At 69.6% G+C, this 19,425-nt stretch carries 16 protein-coding genes; 3 read left to right on the top strand and 13 right to left on the bottom strand.

Translation table 11 applies throughout. The annotated features are described in order from the left end of the window. Nucleotides 1-110: 110 nt before the first annotated feature. From V6V89_RS03380 to fdxA, 3 genes are all read right to left on the bottom strand, one after another. The gene (locus V6V89_RS03380) at nucleotides 111-3,239 is read right to left on the bottom strand and encodes a putative bifunctional diguanylate cyclase/phosphodiesterase (protein ID WP_334617429.1); all 3,129 of its coding nucleotides are present in this window, start codon (nucleotides 3,237-3,239) and stop codon (nucleotides 111-113) included. 101 nt (nucleotides 3,240-3,340) lie between these two features. Continuing rightward, nucleotides 3,341-4,432 (bottom strand): succinyldiaminopimelate transaminase, encoded by a 1,092-nt coding sequence (dapC, locus tag V6V89_RS03375; protein WP_334617600.1) that lies wholly within the window; start codon nucleotides 4,430-4,432, stop codon nucleotides 3,341-3,343. Then, nucleotides 4,429-4,755: a ferredoxin gene (gene fdxA / locus V6V89_RS03370; protein ID WP_334617428.1), complete on the bottom strand. Its 327-nt coding sequence runs from the start codon at nucleotides 4,753-4,755 to the stop codon at nucleotides 4,429-4,431. Before fdxA ends, dapC begins: the two co-directional genes overlap by 4 nt. A gap of 89 nt (nucleotides 4,756-4,844) precedes the next feature. Between fdxA and V6V89_RS03365 the strand changes: the two genes are divergently transcribed. Then, a complete protein-coding gene (locus tag V6V89_RS03365) occupies nucleotides 4,845-5,789 on the top strand; it encodes a GNAT family N-acetyltransferase (protein ID WP_334617427.1) in 945 nt (314 codons plus the stop codon). 250 nt (nucleotides 5,790-6,039) lie between these two features. Here the strand turns inward: V6V89_RS03365 and V6V89_RS03360 are convergent, their stop codons facing one another. The 3 genes from V6V89_RS03360 to mshB all read right to left on the bottom strand — a co-directional run bounded on the left by V6V89_RS03360 (nucleotide 6,040) and on the right by mshB (nucleotide 8,031). Next, nucleotides 6,040-6,504: a hypothetical protein gene (locus V6V89_RS03360; RefSeq protein ID WP_334617426.1), complete on the bottom strand. Its 465-nt coding sequence runs from the start codon at nucleotides 6,502-6,504 to the stop codon at nucleotides 6,040-6,042. A 148-nt stretch (nucleotides 6,505-6,652) separates the two neighbouring features. Beyond that, on the bottom strand, nucleotides 6,653-7,189 hold the full coding sequence (locus V6V89_RS03355) for a hypothetical protein (protein WP_334617425.1): 537 nt from the start codon (nucleotides 7,187-7,189) through the stop codon (nucleotides 6,653-6,655). After that, on the bottom strand, nucleotides 7,186-8,031 hold the full coding sequence (gene mshB, locus V6V89_RS03350; RefSeq protein ID WP_334617599.1) for an N-acetyl-1-D-myo-inositol-2-amino-2-deoxy-alpha-D-glucopyranoside deacetylase: 846 nt from the start codon (nucleotides 8,029-8,031) through the stop codon (nucleotides 7,186-7,188). The genes V6V89_RS03355 and mshB overlap by 4 nt, the downstream gene beginning before the upstream one ends. A gap of 114 nt (nucleotides 8,032-8,145) precedes the next feature. On the opposite strand from mshB, the gene V6V89_RS03345 reads away from it, so the two are divergent. After that, the gene (locus V6V89_RS03345; protein WP_334617424.1) at nucleotides 8,146-10,263 is read left to right on the top strand and encodes a S9 family peptidase; all 2,118 of its coding nucleotides are present in this window, start codon (nucleotides 8,146-8,148) and stop codon (nucleotides 10,261-10,263) included. 41 nt (nucleotides 10,264-10,304) lie between these two features. Here V6V89_RS03345 and V6V89_RS03340 read toward each other — a convergent pair whose 3' ends face one another. The 5 genes from V6V89_RS03340 to V6V89_RS03320 form a co-directional block, all read right to left on the bottom strand. Continuing rightward, the gene (locus V6V89_RS03340) at nucleotides 10,305-12,032 is read right to left on the bottom strand and encodes an ABC transporter substrate-binding protein (RefSeq protein WP_334617423.1); all 1,728 of its coding nucleotides are present in this window, start codon (nucleotides 12,030-12,032) and stop codon (nucleotides 10,305-10,307) included. 78 nt (nucleotides 12,033-12,110) lie between these two features. Further along, nucleotides 12,111-13,097 carry an ABC transporter permease gene (locus V6V89_RS03335; RefSeq protein ID WP_334617422.1) on the bottom strand — a complete coding sequence of 329 codons (987 nt, stop codon included), beginning with the start codon at nucleotides 13,095-13,097 and terminating at the stop codon, nucleotides 12,111-12,113. A gap of 8 nt (nucleotides 13,098-13,105) precedes the next feature. Then, nucleotides 13,106-14,101: an ABC transporter permease gene (locus V6V89_RS03330; protein ID WP_334617421.1), complete on the bottom strand. Its 996-nt coding sequence runs from the start codon at nucleotides 14,099-14,101 to the stop codon at nucleotides 13,106-13,108. Next, nucleotides 14,098-15,090: an ABC transporter ATP-binding protein gene (locus V6V89_RS03325; protein WP_334617420.1), complete on the bottom strand. Its 993-nt coding sequence runs from the start codon at nucleotides 15,088-15,090 to the stop codon at nucleotides 14,098-14,100. The genes V6V89_RS03330 and V6V89_RS03325 overlap by 4 nt, the downstream gene beginning before the upstream one ends. Next, a complete protein-coding gene (locus V6V89_RS03320) occupies nucleotides 15,087-16,106 on the bottom strand; it encodes an ABC transporter ATP-binding protein (RefSeq protein ID WP_334617419.1) in 1,020 nt (339 codons plus the stop codon). Before V6V89_RS03320 ends, V6V89_RS03325 begins: the two co-directional genes overlap by 4 nt. Nucleotides 16,107-16,396: 290 nt before the next feature. Here V6V89_RS03320 and V6V89_RS03315 point away from each other — a divergent pair, with 290 nt between their 5' ends. After that, complete coding sequence (locus V6V89_RS03315; protein ID WP_334617598.1) at nucleotides 16,397-16,678, top strand: Uma2 family endonuclease; 282 nt, start codon at nucleotides 16,397-16,399, stop codon at nucleotides 16,676-16,678. Here V6V89_RS03315 and V6V89_RS03310 read toward each other — a convergent pair. Both V6V89_RS03310 and V6V89_RS03305 read right to left on the bottom strand, forming a co-directional pair. Next, nucleotides 16,662-17,885: an MFS transporter gene (locus tag V6V89_RS03310; protein WP_334617418.1), complete on the bottom strand. Its 1,224-nt coding sequence runs from the start codon at nucleotides 17,883-17,885 to the stop codon at nucleotides 16,662-16,664. The genes V6V89_RS03315 and V6V89_RS03310 overlap by 17 nt on opposite strands. A 181-nt stretch (nucleotides 17,886-18,066) precedes the next feature. Next, complete coding sequence (locus tag V6V89_RS03305) at nucleotides 18,067-19,260, bottom strand: cytochrome P450 (RefSeq protein ID WP_334617417.1); 1,194 nt, start codon at nucleotides 19,258-19,260, stop codon at nucleotides 18,067-18,069. Nucleotides 19,261-19,425: the final 165 nt, after the last annotated feature.

Raw genomic sequence — 19,425 nt, 5'->3', positions numbered from 1 at the left:
GAGGTGTCTATATAGACACCGAACCCCGTTTCAGATGGGGGCCAGCATTGCATACCGAGTATGCATCCCGCTGCCCCTAAATCTCTCAGGAGGAAAATTCAGGGAAGATCTCAGGGGTGGGTGGAAATGGCGGCGATCTCGGCATCTGCGGCGTTGCCCTCGAAACGCAGCCATTCCATGGCCTCGTCGAGGCGCAACGGCTTCGAGTAAAGGAAACCCTGGCCGTACGGGCAGTTGAGGTCGCACAGCAAGTCGCGGTCGGCGGCGGTCTCGATGCCCTCGGCGACCGCGTCCAGTTGAAGCGTCTGGGCCAGCCGCACGATACCGTCCACAATGGCCTGTTGCCGTGCCGATGAGGCCACAGTGGCCGTAAACGACTTGTCAATCTTCAAAACGTCAATCGGCACCTGACGCAGATAGCTCAACGACGAGAAGCCGGTGCCGAAGTCGTCGATCGCGATCCGCACGCCGTGCTCGCGCAGGCAGGTGAGGTCGTGCCAGACCTGCTCGTCGTCGCGCAGCAGCAGGCGTTCGGTGATCTCCAGCATCAGGGCCGACGGCGGGAGCCCCGCATCCGCCAACTCCTGGCACACCTTGGACACGAACCCCGGTGTCCGAAATTGCCGCGCCGAAACGTTGACGCTGACGTACGGCTTCGTGCCGTCCTGCTTGGCCCACTGGCTCGCCGCGCCGATCGCCTGACGCAGCACAAAGTCGCCGATCGCCTCGATGAGCCCCGTCTCTTCGGCGATCTCGATGAACTCGTCGGGCGGGACGAGGCCCAGCGTGGGGTGCCGCCAGCGCACCAGCGCCTCGAAGCCCACCGTGTGCCCGGAGGCCATCTCGACGATCGGCTGGTACTCCAGGGTGAAGTCCAGGTCTGCCGCCGCCCGGTCGAGGGCGGCGCGCAGCTCCAAACGCTGGAGCACGGCGGTGTGCAGGGTCGCCTCGTACCGCCGCCACTGGCCGCGTCCAGCGCCCTTCGCGAGGCGCAGTGCGAGATCAGCCTGGCGAAACAGCTCGTCGGCTGTCGCGGCGTCAGCGGTCGTCGCCACACCCACGCTCGCCGGGGCGCTGACCAGCGTGCGGCCGCCTTCGCCGTCCCCGCGGAGCTGGAACGGCTCGGTGAGGACCGCCTGCACCTCGGCCGCGACATGCTCGGCCGCCTCGGGATCGGCCACCGCGTCGACCACAGCCGCGAACTCGTCGCCGCCCACCCGGGCCACCATCCCGCGCCTGCCCAGCACCGTGGACAGCCGGGCGCCAACGGCGGCGAGCAGCTCGTCGCCGATCGCGTGCCCCGACGCTTCGTTGACCATCGTGAAGTCGTCCAGGTCGATCAGCAGTACCGCGACGGGGCTGCCGTCGCCGGGCGGGTGCGCGACGGCGTGCCGCACGCGGTCCTGAAAGAGCACCCGGTTGGGCAGGCCGGTGAGCGCGTCGTGCAGCGCACTGTGGCTCAGCTCCCGCTCCAGCTGGCGGCGCGCGGTGACATCGCGCATCGTGATCACGAGTCCGCGTACGGTGCGGTCGGCGCGCAGGTCGCGGCAGCTCACCTCGACCTGTACCCGGCTGTCGTCGGGGCGGCGCAGGCTCCACGGCATCCACTCGCTGGCCGGCTCCTGACCGCTGCGCGCCAGGTCGAGCGTGCGCCGCACCGCCGCCTGGTCGTGCGGGTGGATGGCCGCGTCGAGCGTGGCGCACTTCGCCGGGTCGACGCCTAGCACGGACGCGGTGGACGGGCTCGCGTACCGAATCTCGTCGTCGTCGCCCACGATCAGGATCACGTCAGCGGTGCTCTGCACCAAGGTCCGGAAGTACGCCTCGCTGTTGCGCCTGTCGATCTCGTCGTTCAGCGTGATCCGTTCCAGGGCCAACGCGGCCTCGGCGGCGAGCACCTCCAGCGAGTCTCGCAGCGTGCTCAGCACCCCTGCATCGGACGCGACCAGCAGCGCACCGACCCAGTGCGCACCGGCCGACCGCACGTCGAGCACCAGCGGGCACAGCACAGCGGACTCGAACCCGCCGAGTTGCTCGGAGAGCGAGGGGTGCAACCCGCGTACCCGGAGCAGCTTCATGCGGCGGGCCGCGACGGAAGGCGACCCGACCAGTGAGGCCACCGCCGGACCCCAGATGCTGAGCGCGGTCGTGGGGATGCCGTCGGCGTGGTGCACCGCGAACACCACGCGGTATCCGGTGTCGGGCGGGACCAGCCGTCCGACCGCCGTCCGGACCGCCCGGTCGACCTCGGCCACGCGCGTGGCGGAGACCATCGAGCCAGCCGCCTGGCGCAGCGCCCGCTCGCGGGCAACCGACCGGCGGTGCGCCTCCATGGAGTCGGTGAGCCGGCTCAGCACCAGCCAGAACACCATCGCCGAGCAGACCGCGATGACGGCGCCGTCGCGCACGTCGCCCATCATCGCCTGGACCAGCAGCACCCCTGGGCCGACCAGCGCCGCCAGACCGAGCAGCACCATCCACACGCGACTGACGTCGCCGTGCCTCGCGTCGGCCGGAGCGGTCAGCCGGACCATCGACGGGTGCAGCGCCGCCGCACCCCACGCGGCGTAGAAGAGCAGCCAGCCCAGCTCTGCCGGCTGGCCGTTCTCCCAGCCGCCCTGCATCTCGGCGCCCGCGTACACCAGGTCGGCCGCGAGCAGGCCGGCGGCGCCCACCGTCAGCAGCGTCGCCGAAACGGCACGCCGGGACACCACCAGGAGCCGGAGCGTGGTGGCGAGAACCAGCAGGTTGCCCAGGGCGTACGCGGCCGCCACCGACTTCTCGAACGGATCCCGGCTCGCATCGGTGACCTGCGGCCCGACGACCAGTACCCAGAAGAGGAGTGCACCCGCCGAGACGAACACCAGCAGGTCGAGAAGGCCGGAGCGCGCTCTAATGGTGGTGCTCGATCGGGTGAACCCCCAATAGCTGGCCGCCACCAATGGAAAGACCGACAGGTAAAGCACGTCCGCCAGGAACGGCACGGATTGCGACTGCGAGTCAGCGGCCGCGTTGAAGACGAGATCGCCAGCCGCGAAAGTCGCGATGCCGGCGGCCAGCAAGGACCACGGCAACCAGCGCCTCGGGCGGTGCCGCACGACCCCGTACACGATCGCGGCGGTGCTGCTCACGCCCACCGCGGCCCAGAAATGCAGATGGAGTGCCGGCAGGGCGAAAGCGCCAACCGCCAGAATGCTCATCCACAGGCCGTAACCGACCATGATCTTCCGAGCCGACACGAGCCTCCCCTTCACGGGCTGCGGCACGACGGACCGTACTCCAAATCGGTCGATCAAGGAATTGTTCGGGCGGCTCGATCTGTAGGGTGCGAAATCGTGGATCAGGCGCTGAGCCGGTCAGCGGCGGCGGCGACCCGCTCGTCCGTGGCGGTGAGCGCCACCCGCACGTGTCGCTCGCCGGCCGGGCCGTAGAAGGCACCGGGCGCGACGAGGATGCCCCGGGCCGCGAACCAGTCCACAGTGGCCCAGCAGTCTTCGCCCCGGGTGGCCCATAGGTAGAGCCCGGCGGTCGAGTGCTCGATCTCGAAGCCGGCCTTGATCAGCATCGAGCGCAGGGTCTCCCGCCGGGCGGTGTACCGGGCGCGCTGCTCCGCGACATGCTCCTCGTCGCCGAGCGCGGCCACCATCGCGGCCTGCACCGGTGCCGGCACGATCATGCCGGCGTGCTTGCGTACCGCCAGCAACTCGGCCACCAGTGCCGGGTCGCCGGCCACGAACCCGGCCCGGTATCCCGCCAGGTTGGACCGCTTGGAGAGGGAGTGCACGGCGAGTACGCCGTCGTATCGGCCGGCGGTCACCTCAGGCGCCAGCACCGACACCGGCGTGTCGTCCCAGCCGAGCGTCAGGTAGCACTCGTCGCTTGCCACCACGGCGCCACGCTCGCGCGCCCAGTCGACGACCTTGCGCAGGTGCGCGGTGGGTAGCACCCGGCCGGTGGGGTTGGACGGCGAGTTGACCCACACCAGCCGCACCCGAGCCGGGCCGACCGCCGTGAGCGAGTCGCTGCGTACCGGGGTGGCTCCGGCCAGCCGGACGCCCACCTCGTACGTCGGGTAGCAGACCTCCGGGATGACGACCACGTCGCCCGGGCCGAGGCCGAGCAGCGTCGGCAGCCAGGCCACCAGTTCCTTCGAGCCGATCGTGGGCAGCACGCCCAGCGCGTCGGCGGTCGCGCCGCAGTTACGCACCGCCCAGTCGGCCAGGGCGGCGCGCAGGCCGGGTGAGCCGGCCGTCAGCGGGTACCCGGGCGCGTCGGAGCCCGCCGCGCGCGCGTCGCGGACCGCCTGCGGCACCGGGTCGACGGGCGTGCCGATCGACAGATCGACGAGCCCGTCCGGGTGTGCCGCGGCGGCCCGCTTGGCCGGCGCAAGCAGGTCCCACGGAAAGTCCGGGAGCCCGGAGGTTCTGCTCAGTGGGCTTCCTCGCGAGGCGGCTGGGCCGCGACGAAGGTCGCGTCCTTTTCGACCTTGCCGATCTTGGAGGCACCGCCGGGCGAGCCGAGATCCTCGAAGAACTCGTAGTTCGCCGCGGTGTAGTCCTTCCACTGCTCCGGCACGTCGTCCTCGTAGAAGATCGCCTCGACCGGGCAGACCGGCTCACAGGCCCCGCAGTCGACGCACTCATCGGGGTGGATGTAGAGCATCCGGTTGCCCTCGTAGATGCAGTCGACCGGGCACTCCTCGATGCACGCCTTGTCGAGCAGATCAACGCACGGCTCGGCGATGATGTAGGTCACGGGTCTTCCTCTCCGCAAGCGCTGCAGGCACTGCCGCACTTCTCCACAGCTTCTAGGAGCCTAGTATCACGCCGGAGAGGGGGTGGAAAGTGCTCCGGCGGCAGGATGTGGGACACCGAGTCGTGGTGCGGCGAATTGTCGGTACTCGTAACAATCGTCCGCTTTACTCCGACGCACTTGGCGAACTGATCGAGGTGTCCGAGACCGATCTCACTCTGGCGACCGCGAAGGGCCCGCTCCGCGTACCACTGGATGAGATCCACCGGGCCAAGCGGGTGCCACCCTCGCGGCGGCCGAACGCCACGGACGTCGTGGCCCTTGAGCTGGCGTCCAATGAGACCTGGCCGGCGCCCGTCCAGGACCGGCTCGGCGGCTGGCTGCTGCGCGCCGCCGACGGCTGGAGCGGCCGGGGAAACTCCGCACTCCCGATCGGCGACCCCGACCGCCCGCTGGAGGCGGCCATCGACGCGATCGAGCGGTGGTACGCCGACCGCGGCCTGCCCGCGCTGGTCAACACGCCGCTGCCGCTGGCCGCGCCGGTCGGCGCGGCGCTCGACGCGCGCGGCTGGGGCGCCCGCCCGCTCACACTCGTCCAGACCGCGCCCCTGCCGGCGATCACCAGCACCGTCGAAGTCGATCTCGCCACGTCACCCTCCGAGGGCTGGCTGCGGATCGCGGGCGATCGGAAGGGCGGCCTACCGGGCGCCGCGCGCCACATCCTCACCGCCGTGCCCCAGGTCCGCTTCGCGCACGTGTACGGCCAGCCGGGCGAACTGATCGCGATAGGCCGCGGCGCCGTCACCGCCGACCGGCGCTGGCTGGGACTCTCGCTGATCGAGGTGGTCCCCGAGGCCCGCCGCCGCGGCCTTGCCCAACAGATCATCGGCGCCCTGTCGGCGTGGGCCGCCACCTTGGGCGTCTCTCGCGCCTTCCTCCAGGTAGAGGAACGCAACACCCCGGCGGTAACTCTCTACAGCCGCCTAGGCTTCGCAACCCACCACGCCTACCTAACCCGCACACCCCCACCCCCATAAACCCACACGGCCGCCACAGCGCCGCTCAAGCCGCGCCGCTCAAGCCGCGCCGCTCAAGCCGCGCCGCTCAAGCCGCGCCGCTCAAGCCGCGCCGCTCAAGCCGCGCCGCTCAAGCCGCGCCGCTCAAGCCGCGCCGCTCAAGCCGCGCGCCCCCGTCCCTTCCGTCGATCAAGGGCATACGCACGCGGTTGGATCTCTTTTCCGCGTGCATTCGCCCTTGATCGATGCGAAAGCCCTTGATCGGCGAGCGTCAGCGGCGGACCGGACGGCGCGGCTTCGCCAGCTTCGTCTCCGCAAACCGCTTCAGCGACTGCGAGCGGTAGTCCCAGCCCAGCGTCGTGAGGATCAGGAAGCCGACGAGCGCGCCGCCGATGGAGAAGCCGCAGTAGAGCCAGATCTGCGAGAAGAAGTCGCCGGCCCCGCCCTCGAACGGGGCGTCACCGCTGATGAACGGCCCGACGAAGATCGTCAGCACCATCGCGGTGAGGACGGCGGCGCCGATGTCCGCGATCCACCGGCCGGCCGGATACCGCCGGCCCCAGATGAACGCCATCGTGGCGAGGATCAGCCCGATCGCGACGAACATGACCAACGAGATCCGGTCCTGCGCCTCGTTGTCGCCGTCGAACGCGAAGCGGGCGACCAGGCGGGCCGCCACGTTGACCGCGAACAGCACGCCCGCGAGCACGCCGACCGGCAGCCAACGATCCTTCATCTCAACCTCCCCGAAGCAGTACCTCTCCTTTACCGCGCGGCCGGAAAATCCGCCAGGCATGACGAGTAAACCCTCGACTACGGCGCGTGGCAACGCGCCGATCAAGGGCTTTCGCATCGATCTAGGGCGAATGCACGCGGATCGGAGATCAAAGCACGTGCGTATGCCCTTGATCGGCGGAAGGGGTGGGGGCGCGCGGCGCGGATGGTGGCGCGGACGGCGGCGGTGGGGGCATGAGCATCAGGCGGAAAGCGGCCATTGCGTACGCAATGGCGCCTGTGAAGATCATCGTGATGCCCACCCAGCTGTTGCCGTCGATGACCTTGCCGCCCGAAGGGCCGACGAGCAGCAGGTCGCCCTCGGCGGTGCGGCCGGAGGCCACCAGCATCACGCCGAGCCAGGCCACGGCGGGCAACGCGATCGCCCACTTCCGCCCCACGGTGGTGTAGGCGAACCAGCCCAGCGCCAGGTTGGCCGCCACCGCGAGCACCACGGAGACGCCAACCAGTTGCCCGCCGACCCGCAGGGGCGCGAGCAGCAATTCGAGCACGGCGGTCAGCACCGCGGCGAATGCCGCGATCACACCGCCCGCCGTGCGCAGCGCCGCGTGCGCCAGCGGCGCGAACCGGGACGGCGGCTGGGGCTCCACGGCCGGCTCCGCGGTGGGCGTGCTGGACAGGCTCATACCGGCAAACCGGCGAAAAGGTCGCTCTCCCAGCCGTACGGGCCGCCGCCGGGGCCCTTTTCGCCTGACGCCAGGGTGTAGTACTCGACGCCCATGAACTCGCTGCCGAAGTTGCCGGCGATCGAGTACAGCCAGGACGTCTCCGGGATCTGGGTGGCGTGCGCCCGCATGGCCGCCACCTTCGCCTCGTGGTGGTCGGTGCCGTCGATCCGGGCGGCGACCTGGTCGTCCGGCGTGCCGAACGGGAAGTCTTCGATGCGCTCGATGCCCTCGAACGGGTTGTCGCTCGACTGCGCGAACGCGCTGATGCCGGCTTCGAGCACGCTCTTCGGCATCGCGGTCCAGTAGATCTTGTCAGGGCCGAAGCCCTCGGCGCGGGCCAGCTCGGCCGCGCGCATCGCGACCCGGTGCGCCTGGATGTGGTCGGGGTGACCGTAGAACCCGTTTTCGTCGTACGTGACCAGCACCTGCGGGCGTACCTCGCGCATGATCTCCAGAAGGTAACCGGCGCCTTCCTCGACGTCGGCCTGCCAGAAGCTGCGGGGATGCTTGTTGGTCTCGAGGCCCATCATGCCCGAATCGCGGTAGCGCCCGGCGCCGCCGAGGAAGCGGCGGTCGGTGACGCCCAGCGCGGCGCACGCCGCGTCGAGCTCGGCCAGGCGGTATCCGCCGAGCTGGTCGGCCTCGGCGGGCCCCAGCAGGGCGAGCTCGGGCACGTGGATCTCACCCTCCTCACCGAGCGTGCAGGTCACGAGCGTGACCTGGACGCCGGCGGCGGCGTAGAGGGCCATGGTCGCGCCGGTGCCGACGGTCTCATCGTCAGGGTGCGCATGCACCAGCATCAGTCGTCGTGCCACCCGCGTCACTCTACGCGCGCGCGTAGAGATCACCACGTTCCGGGCAGACACGCCCGTGGCGGTCGGGCACCGCGGCCTCCCGGATCTACGATCCCAAGTGTGGAGTATCCAGAGCTGGCAGCCCGCACCCGCCGGTTCACGCGCGGCGCGCCACGGGCGGTGAGCGTCGCGAGCGACGGATCGCGGGTGGTTTTCCTCAGGTCAGACGGGCCGGAAGCGACGGCCGACGCGCTGTGGGTGCTCGATGTGGGCACAGCGTCCGAGCGACTCGTCGCCGACCCCGCGGCACTGCTCGCAGGCGGCGATAGAGGCGCCGAGGACCTGCCCGCCGAGGAACGCGCGCTACGCGAGAGGCTGCGGCTCTCCGCCGCCGGCATCGGGTCGTACGCGACCGACACCGCCGCGCGGGTCTGCACGTTTCCGCTGGCGGGGCGGCTCTTTCGGGCCGACCTGGTGCGCGGCGAGGTGACCGAGGTCGACACAGCCGGGCCGGTGGTCGACCCTCGGCCCGACCCCGCCGGCACGCGCATCGCGTACGTCACCGGCGGTCACCTGCACATCGTGCATCCCGACGGCACCGACGCCATGCTGGCCGGCGAAGAAGGCGGCGTCACGTGGGGCCTCGCGGAGTTCATCGCGGCTGAGGAGCTCGACCGGTACCGCGGGTATTGGTGGTCTCCCGACGGCCGCTCGATCCTGGCGGCACGGGTCGACGAGTCTCGGGTGCCGCGCTGGCACCTGCACGACCCGGCCCGCCCCGAGCAGGCGCCCAGCTCCGTGGCGTACCCGCACGCCGGCGCCGCGAACGCCGAGGTCACGCTGCACCTGCTCGACCTCGACGGCGGCTGGGTCGACGTCCACTGGGACCGTGAGACGTACCCCTACCTCGTGTCCGTGCACTGGGCCGAGGGCGGCCCGCTGATCACCGTGCTGCGCCGCCTCCAGCAACACGGCCTCGTGCTGTCGGTCGACCCGCGCACCGGCGAAACCCAGGTGCACGCCGAGCTGGCCGACCCGCGCTGGGTGGAGCCGGTCGCCGGTACGCCCAACCACCTGCCCGACGGCCGGGTGCTGGTCGGCGGCGAGCTGGCGCACGACGGGTACGACGCGCGCTGCCTCTTCGCCGACGGCACGCTGCTGACGCCGCCGTCGCTATACGTGCGCCGGGTCGTGGGCCGGATGTCCGGCGGCTCCGGCTCGCCGGACCTGCTGGTCGAGGGCAGCGAGGGTGAGCCGAGCGAGCAGCACTTGTATCGCGTGCGCACGGCGATCGGCGGGGGCGGCGCCGAGATCCGCGCGTTGACCACGGCACCGGGCTGGCACTTCGGCGCGGTCGGCGGCGACGTGGTGGTGATCGGCACCGCCTCGCTCGACCACGCGGGCACACAGTGGACGGTCTGGCGGGGCGACAAGCAGGTCACCGCGCTGAATTCGCTGGCCGCCAAGCCGCCGTACGCGCCGCGCCCCACCCTGGAGCGCGTCACCGACCGCCGGCTCCCCGCCGCGGTCGTCTACCCGCGCAGCCACGTGGGTGGCCGGCGGCTGCCGGTGCTGCTGGACGTGTACGGCGGGCCGGGTCACCAGGAGGTGGTGGCCGCGCGCTCGCGCTGGCTGGAGCGGCAGTGGTGGGCTGACGCCGGGTTCGCGGTGGTGACCGTCGACAACCGGGGCACGCCGGGCGTGGCTCCCTCGTTCGAAAAGGTGATCCACCGGCGGGTGGCCGACGTGGCGCTCACCGACCAGGTCGACGCGCTGGCCGCGCTCGCTGGCAAGCACCCCGACCTCGACCTGGACCGGGTGGCCGTGCGGGGCTGGTCGTTCGGCGGCTGGCTGGCCGGGCTGGCGGTGCTGCGCCGGCCCGACCTCTTCAAGTGCGGGATCGCCGGAGCGCCGGTGACCGACTGGCACCTGTACGACACGGCGTACACCGAGCGCTACCTGGGCCTGCCCGAGGACAACGCGGACGTGTACTCGCATCATTCGCTGGTCGACCTGGCGGCTGAACCGGCCGACGTTACCCGGCCTCTGCTGCTGATCCACGGGCTCGCCGACGACAATGTGGTGGCCGCACACACGCTGCGCCTGTCGGCGGCCCTGCTCGCGGCGGGCCGCCCGCACTCGGTGATTCCGCTGACCGGTGCGACCCACATGGCGGCGGGGGGCGTGGCGGAAAAGCTGCTCGCGCTGGAGCTGGACTTCCTGCGGCGCAACATCTGAAGGTGGAGGGCGCCCGTCCGGCGCCCTCCACACCTCGGTGACTACTGCTTGACGTACGCGTTCACGAACGCGGGGTACCCGAAGACGCTGGAGATGAAGACGCCGCCTGCCTTGGAGCCGTGCAGGTAGTACGCCACCTCCACGAACAGCGGCACGGCGGGCGCCTGCTCCTTCATGATCTTTTCGTCGATCTTGGACCACTCCGACGCCTGGGCGGACGGGTCCATCGCAAGCACGCGGTCGAACTCCGCGTTGATCGCGTCGTTGTTGAAGTAGGACGTGTTGCTGTTGCCCTCAGCCTTGATCGAGCGACCGTCGAAGAGAACCGGCAGGATGGCCGCGCCACTGGGCCAGTCGGCGGCCCACTGGTCCAGCCAGATGTCCCACGGGTTGTCCTTCTTCTTGGTCTCGTCGAGCTTGGCGTCCGCCGGGATCGTCTTCACCGTGATCTTGAAGCCGGCCTTCTCCAGGTTCGTCTTGAGCTGCGTGCCCAGCTCCGTGGAGTCGTCGCTGATACCCAGCACCAGCTCGGGCGCCTTGCCGGCGAGCACCTCCTTGGCCTTCTCCGGGTTGCCGGTCGCCCCGGCCGGATACGCGTCGTACTCCTTGTAGCCGATCGTGGCGGGCGGCATGAGCGTGGTCAGCGGCGACGCGACGGTCGTGCCGCCGTACACGGTGATGAGGCCCTGCCGGTCGATCGCGTAGTTCAGCGCCTGCCGGACGGCGAGGTCGGTGACGCGCTGGGTGTTGATGGTCAGTCGCCATGCCGACGGGGTCGGCGAGGTGATCGTGCGGCCCTTCAGCGTCGCGTCGGCCTCCACCTTGGACACCAGTGAGGACGGCACGCCATTGAACGCGAGCGCGGCGGCGTCGCCGCCGGTGTCGGCGATCACGCGGTTGGCGCCCGCGTCCGGGTCCGCGCCGAAGGTCCATACGAACCTTTCCGGGTACTGGTGGCGCACCGGGTCGGTCTTCGGGTCCCAGTGCTCGTTGCGCTCCATCACCAGCTCCACGCCGGGCGTGTGCTTGGTGATTTTGTACGGGCCGGACGAGAACGGCTGATTGTCGAGGTTGACGCCGGTGTCCTTCGCCGGCGGCAGCGGCGCGCTGGACGGCAGCGACAGCGCGAACGGCAGGTCACACCGCGCCCTGGCGAACTCGAACTTGACCGTCTTGGCGTCCGGCGTGGTCAGGCCCGGGGGCAGCGACGTCTTGTTGGCCTTGAAGTCCCACTTGGTGTCGTAGTCGGCGCTGTCGGCCAGCCACTCCTGCACGTACGTGGGGCCGCCGGTCAGGTCCGGGTCGAAGGAGCGCGCGATGCCGTACGCGATCTCCTTGGACGTGATCGGGGTGCCGTCCTCGAACTTCACCCCGTTCTTGACCTTGTACTCCCATACCTTGCAGTCCTTGTTGACGTTCGTGCCGGGCGTCTCGGCGAGGTCACCGACGAGTGTCAGGTTGCCCTTGCCGTCGTCCTTCCAGGTGGTGAGCGAGCGGGCGTACAGGGGCGCGTTCATCAGGCCCGCGAACGAGTAGACGCGCTGCGGGTCAAGGTGCGAAATCTTGTTCTCGCGGATGATCGTGAACGTGCCGCCCTTCGTGGCGCCGGGCACCTCGGCCGCCGGACCCATCGAGTCCTTCGGGTCCGTGGCGATCACGCCGGTGGCGGTGCGGGTCTGGTCGACCTCCTCGCCCTCGTCAGTGGTCTTGCTACAGGCGGCGCTTATCACGAGTACCAGGGCCGCGGTGGCGGCCACTTTAGACCTCATCTGTACCTCCCCTGGGGTGAGGCGATGCCTGATGGATCTTCACGGAGCTGCGGCACCACAAGATCCATCAGACACCCCCTATGACAATCGGACGCGCGGATCGATGGCCGCGTAGAGCAGGTCGACCACGAAATTCGCGACCACGACGAAGACCGCCGCGATCAGAACGGTGGCCATGATCATGGGAAGGTCGCCGCCGCGGACGGCGTAGACCGCGGTACGCCCGAGTCCCTGGATGCCGAAGGTGGTCTCGGTGATCACCGTGCCGCCCAGCGCCGCGCCCACGTCGAGGCCGGCGATCGTCACCAGCGGCGTGATCGCGGCGCGCAGCGCGTGCCGGCCGTACACCGTGCGTTTCGCGAGACCCTTGGCCCGCGCGGTGCGCACGAAGTCTTCCGAGAGGGTCTCCAGCATCTGTGCCCTGGCCAGCCGCGCGTAGATCGCCGAGAACAGGAACGCCAGCGCCATCCACGCGAGCACCAGGCCGCTCGCCCAGTCGAGCGGATTGTCCAGAATGGACGTGTAGTGCGGCACCGGCACGAGCTTGAGCTGGTACGTGAAGATCAGCAGCAACAGCGCACCGACGAAGTACAGCTGCATCGAGGCGCCGGTGAGCGAGAAGCCGATGGCGAGCCGGTCGAGCAGCGTGCCCCGCCGCAGTGCGGAGAGCATGCCGAGCCCGACGCCAAGCAGCAGCCACAGGATGGCCGCCGGGATCACGATGCTGAGCGTCACCGGCAGCACCCGGCCGAGGGTGTCGGTGACCGCCTCGCTGTTGACGTACGAGTACCCGAGGCACGGCGCCTCGCACTTGCCGCCCTGGGCGCTGCCGAGGTCGCGCCCGACGAAGATCCCCTTCATGTACGCCGCGTACTGCTCGACCTTCGGGTCGCGCAGGCCCAGCTCCTGGCGTACCCGCTCCAGGCGCTCGGCGTTGCAGTTCTTCGGGCACATGCCGGCGACCGGGTCCTTCGGCAGCGCGAAGAACATCAGGAAGCTCACCACGCTGACCGCGAACAGCGTCAGCGAGACCGACAGCAACCTCTTGATCAAAAATCGGATCATGGCGACCTCTAGCGGGACGACTTCGGATCGAGCGCGTCGCGCAGCGCGTCGCCGAAGAGGTTGAAGGCCAGCACGAGCGCGAAGATCGTGACTCCGGGGAAGAAGACGTATGCCGGGTCGGTCTGTAGGTAGGCGATGCTCCGGAAGATCATGGCGCCGAAGTCGGGAGTCGGGTCGACGATGCCGATGCCCAGGAAGGACAGCGCCGCCTCACCCGTGACGTACGCCGGCACCGCCAGCGAGAACGACACCAGGATCGGCGCCCACAGGTTCGGCAGGAGCTGCCGGAACAGGATGTGTCCCAGCCCGGCGCCGCTGGCCCGGGCCGCCTCGACGAACTCACGTTCGCGCAGCGAGATCACCTGTCCGCGTACCAGGCGGGCGGTGCTGGTCCAGCCGAACGCCGCGAAGATCGCGATCAGTACGGCCACCCGGAACCACGTCGGCACCTCTTCACGCGGGCCGTAGAAGCGCAGCTCGACCGGGCGCATGACGGCCAAGGCGAAGATCAGGAACGGCAGCGCGAGGGCGAAGTCCGTGATCCAGCTGATCACCGCGTCGACCCAGCCGCCCAGGTAGCCCGCGACGATGCCGGCGGTCACCCCGATCGCGGCGGTGACCAGGGCGGACGCCAGCGCGATGAAGAGCGAGGTGCGCAGCCCGTACACCATGCGGATGAAGATGTCGCGGCCCGTTCCCGGCTCGATGCCGAACCAGTGGTCGGCGCTGACACCGCCGGCGTACCCGAGCGGGATGCTGCCGCGCCGGGTCAGTAGGTGCTTGAACTCGTCGTGGGGCCCGACGCCGTACAGCGCCTCGATCAGCGGTGCGGCGAGGGCGACGAGCACGAGGACCAGCAGCGTGCAGCCGCTGATCACCGCGGTGCGGTCGCGGCGGAGCCGCCTCCAGGCAAGCTGGCCGGGCGAGCGGCCGACGACGCCGCGCTCAACCGGTACGGGATCGGTCGCCTGCACCGGCTCGACTATCTCGGGGGAAAGGCTCACGACAGCTTCCCTCCCTCCGGGCTGAGCTCCTGGCTTCCCTCCGGGCTGAGCTCCTGGCTTCCCTCCGGGAAGTGGCACGCCACGCCCGCCGCCAGCGGCGGTTCCTCCTTGGCGCAGATGTCCTGGGCCTTCCAGCAGCGGGTCCGGAACCGGCAGCCGGACGGCGGGTTCATCGGCGTGGGCACGTCGCCGGAGAGCCTGATCCGCCCCTGCGACTCGCCGAGCTTCGCCACATCGGGTATCGCGGACAGCAGCGCCCGCGTGTACGGGTGCCGGGGACGCTCGTAGATCTCGGCGCGCTCGCCGATCTCGACGATCCGACCCAGGTACATCACCGCCACCCGCTGGCAGAAGTGCCGCACCACGGCCAGGTCGTGCGCGATGAACACGAACGCCAGCCCGAGGTCGCGCTGCAGCTGCCGCAGCAGGTTGATCACCTGGGCCTGGATCGAGACGTCCAGCGCCGAGACCGGCTCGTCGGCCACGATCAGCTTGGGGCGCAACGCGAGCGCGCGGGCGATACCCACCCGCTGCCGCTGGCCGCCGGAGAACTCGTGCGGGTACCGGTTGTAGTGCTCGGGGTTGAGGCCGACCAGTTCGAGCAGCTCCTGGACCCGCTTCTTCACCCCGCCCGGCGGCCGGATCCCGTTGACCGTCAACGGCATAGCGACGATCCTGCCGACGGTGTGCCGGGGATTCAGCGACGCGTACGGGTCCTGGAAAATTATCTGGAGGTCCTGTCGCAGCGGGCGCATCGCGCGGCGACCCACGTGCGTGATGTCGCGGTCTTCGAAGATGATCCGCCCGCTGGTCGGCTCCAGCAGGCGCACCAGCATCCGCCCGGTGGTGGTCTTGCCGCAGCCGGACTCCCCGACCAGGCCGAGCGTCTCCCCCGCGCGTACGGCGAAGTCCAGCCCGTCGACTGCCCGCACCACGCCGCCGCGGGCCGGGAAGTGCTTGGTCAACCCCTCGACGGCGAGCAGGCTCATCGGGCCTCCTGGTAGAGCCGAAGGCGGTCGGGCTCCGGAAGGTGACAGGCCACCAGGTGGCCGGGCTCTGCCGCCGGCAGCAGGTCGGGCACGTCGTCCCGGGAGCGGTCGGTCGCGTGCGGGCAGCGCGGGTGGAACGCGCAGCCCGAGGGCAGGTTGATCAGGCTGGGCGGGTTGCCCCGGATGGGCACGAGGTCCGCGTCCGCGTCGCCGTGCAGCGAGGGCACGCTGGAGAGCAGCCCCCAGGTGTACGGGTGCTGTGGCCGGCGGAGCACCTGCTGGGCGCTGCCGTGCTCGGCCACCCGACCGCCGTACATGACCAGCACTTCGTCGGCGACCTGGCTCACCACCCCGAGGTCGTGGGTGATCAAGATGATCGCGGAGTCGAAATCGTCCTGAAGGTCGCTCAGCAGGTCGAGGATCTGCGCCTGGACGGTCACGTCGAGCGCGGTGGTCGGCTCGTCGGCGATCAGAAGGTCGGGGTCGTTCACCAGGGCCATCGCGATCATGGCGCGCTGCCGCATGCCACCCGAGAACTCGTGCGGGTACTGGTCGGCCCGGCGTTCCGGCTGGGGGATGCCCACCCGGTCGAGCATCTCCACTGTGCGGTGTCGCGCCTCGCGCCGGGTCGCGCCCGAGTGGTGCACCCGGTACGCCTCGGCGATCTGGCGGCCGACGGTGTAGTACGGGTGCAGGGCGGAGAGCGGATCCTGGAAGATCATCGCCACGTCGCGACCGCGCAGGCGGCGCACCTCTTCCTCGGCGAGCCCCACGATGTCGCGGCCACCGATCAGGATCTCGCCGCTGGTCCGGGCGCGTTTGGGATCGTGCAGTCCGAGCACCGCCAGGCTGGTGACGCTCTTGCCGGAGCCCGACTCACCGACGATGCCGAGAGTCTTGCCGCGCTCGACCGAGAACGAGACGCCGTCCACCGCGCGCACCACGCCGTCTTCGGTGTCGAACCGCACCCGCAGGTCGCGGACCTGCAGATATGGGCCGTCGCCGACTGGTCGCACCGGGCCTCCTCCGCACTCGTTCGTAGAGAACTTACAACGAGCTGCGAAGACTGAAAATATTCTACGTCGTTACGACTCGGTTTCGATGGGCCCTCGCCCCGCGGCCCTCGATGTGCAAGAGAACTTTTATACCGCGACACGCCGGTAGGAGCCCATGGAAGGCTTGTGCCAAGAGTTCCGGTCTCGCGACCTCGGGAGGTGACAGTGACAGCCATGATCCCCACCGACCACGGCGCGTGGACCGAGGAGGAGTACCTTGCCCTCGGCGAGACCAAGGACCGCATCGAGCCATCATCGATGGATCTCTCTTCATAAGTCCGTTCGCAAGCGTCTTGCACCAGGTCATCTCCTCCGAGCTAGTTCATCTGCCGGCCCGGGCCCGGGAGTTCCGTGTCCTCGGGCCCCTCAATCTCCGGCTGAAGCGGGGCCGGATACTGATCCCAGACATCGTGATCACATCGCCGTTCGACTTGGATGTGGTGGTCGCACCGGTCGAGGCGGTGCGGCTGGTCTGTGAGATCACGTCGCCGAGCGACGAGGCGCACGACAAGGTGCTCAAGATGCACTACTAAGCGTTTCCAGCCTCGGGATCCGCCTGATCTGCCGGCTCGCCGTCGACGCCGCCGCGACGATGGCCAGCCACGTCGCCAGGGCGGCGAAGGTCCACACCGCGCCCAGGGTTCCCAGGGATATGCCGCCGAGGAGGGCGCCGACAGGGCGGGCGCCCCAGCCGATCATTCGGGAGACGCCGTTGACGCGGCCCTGGAGCCGATCGGGGGTCAGGACGTAGCGGTAGGCGGCATTGGTGGTGTTGAAGATCGGACCCATCAAGGCACCGACCGTGTAGACCGCGCCCAGCACGAACACGGTCGGGGCCAGGGCCAAGGCCACCAGTAGCGCGACCCACCACCACAGGGCGCCGAGCATGATCACCTTCGGGGCGACGAGGCGCTGGGCCGGCGGGGCCACCAGAGCGCCGGCGATCGCGCCCACGCCGAACAGGCCAAGGAGAACACCGACAGCGGCCGAGGAAGCGCCGAGGTCGGTGGCGCGGACGATGATGGTCAGGCCGAGGGCACTGAAAGCGAGGTTGCCAGCCGACGCGATCGCCACAAGGGCGCGCAGGAGGTCCTGGCGCCACAGCCAGCGGACGCCCTCGGAGATCTCCGCCAGCAGGTGGCGGCGCTGCGCTACCTGCTCCTCCCCCAGGCTCCGCCGGATCGGGACGATCAGGGCCAAGCCCACCACGTAGGACACCGCGTCGGCAGCGAACGGCATCGCGTGACCCAACCCGAAGAGCAAACCACCAAGGGGCTGACCGGCCAGGTCGGCACCCTGGTCGCGGGCCTGGTTTTGGGCGATCGCCGCTGGCAACTGGGATTTCGGTACCACGTGCGGCAGGGCGGCGGTCTCGGCAAGCAGAAAAAAGACGAACAGCGTCCCCTCGACGAAAGCCACGACCATGAGGTGACCGATCGTGATCCGCCCGAGCACCACGGCCACCGCGACCGACGCCAGGGCGACCGCCCGGCCGGCGTCGGCGGCGAGCATGATCCGCTTGCGGGGCCAGCGGTCAACCAGGGCACCCGCCGGCAGAAACCAGATCAGGAACGGGGCTGCCTGCGCGGACGCCACCAGGCCGGCCCACGCCGGTGAGCCGGTCACGGCCAGCACGAGCAGCGGGTACGCAAGGCCGCTGATCCGGGTGCCGAGCGTCGACGCGACCTGACCCGTCCACAACAGGAGGAAATCGCGGTTTCGCCAGAGAGGGACCGGCATCGGACCACCCTCGCGGCGACCCAAAATAGGGCATAAACGGCCTGCTGAGGGTCGTACCGTGCGGGAGCCGTCCCAATCGACCGGGGGTCGACCCTGCAATTCCGGTCCCTCGCCGGTCACCCCCGGCCTTGGCCAACGCACGAGTTCGATGACATTGGCCCGCCCGCTGGTGGGGTCGGGGTCATCGGCTGAGCCTCAGCGGCAGCTTTCGCAACCCGGTCAGTAGAGCAGCAGCAAGGAACTCGGGTGGTTCGTCGGGGATAGTCCGCAGCGACGGATACCGGTCGAGCAGGATGTTGAGCACCACCCTGCCCTCCACCCTGCCCAGCAAGGCGCCCAGGCAGAAGTGGATCCCCCAGCCAAACGCCACATGGGCGCTGGAGCCACGGCTGGGATCGAAGGTGTCCGGGTTTGGGAACACGCGTGGATCCCGGTTTGCGGTGGCTAGCCAGACCATGAGCATCTGGTCGGCGGGGATCTTCTCGCCACCGAGTTCGACCTCACGCGTGGTAGCCCGGCTCAGCGCGGCGAAAGGCGTGAGGAACCGCATCGACTCCTCGATCACCGCCGGAATGATCGAACGGTCGGCCCGGACCCGGTCCTGCACCTCGGGAAACGCGTCCAGGCAAAGGACGGTGTTGCCGAGCAACATAGTGGTATTGAGGTGCCCGGCGATCAGCAGCGGAAACGCGAAGTTCACTACCTGGTCGTCGGTCAGGGGCTTACCATCTATTTCGGCTACGACCAGCGTGGTGAGCAGGTCCTCGCGGGGCTTCTTGCGCCGCTCGGCAGCATGTTCAGCGATATAGGCCCGGAATTGCAGCATGCTGTCTGTGTGCTTCTGCACCTCCTGCCTTCGCTCCTCGCTCTGTTCCAACTGCGAGGGCTGATTATTGCGCTCGAACATCCCGGCCACCCATTTTTGGAACAGGTCGCGGTCCTCCCTCGGCACGCCGAGGATGTCAGCGATCACGATGACCGGCAACGGGAAGGCCAAGTCGGTGACGAGCTCCAACCGTTCCGTGCCTGCCTCGTCGAGTAGCTCGTTCGTGAGGGCCGCGATCTGGGGTTCGAGACTGGCGACGGCTCTGGGCGCGAACGCAGCGGTGACCAACTTCCGCAGCTTGGTGTGCTGGGGAGGGTCCATCAGGGTGATCATCCCGTCCAGGGACACGTCCTTGCCCTCGGCCCTGGGCCGGCGATGTTCGGGGGTGATCCGGAGAAGGTCGGAGGAGAATGTCGCGGGATCGGCGAGGGCGGCCTGCACCTCCGGATAGCCGTAGACATGCCAGAGGCCCGCCGACTCGTCAAAGCAGACCGGCTTCTCAGGCTGCTCTCCGCGCAGCCAGAACTGTGTCTCGTGAGTTCTCCACACAGCCCGCACCTCCCTCAGTTTTCCGTTCCATCCAGCCGGGTCGCTGGTGTCGAGCGCGGTTTGCCGGTCATCCGACCGAGGGTGAGCGGCAGTTTTCGTACTCCGGTCAGGAGAGCAGCGGCAAGGAACTCGGGCGGATTGTCGGGGATAGTCCGCAGCGACGGG

Source organism: Micromonospora sp. CPCC 206061, from assembly GCF_036906915.1.
Lineage (GTDB): Bacteria > Actinomycetota > Actinomycetes > Mycobacteriales > Micromonosporaceae > Phytohabitans.
This window is presented reverse-complemented; position numbering and strand designations above follow the sequence as displayed.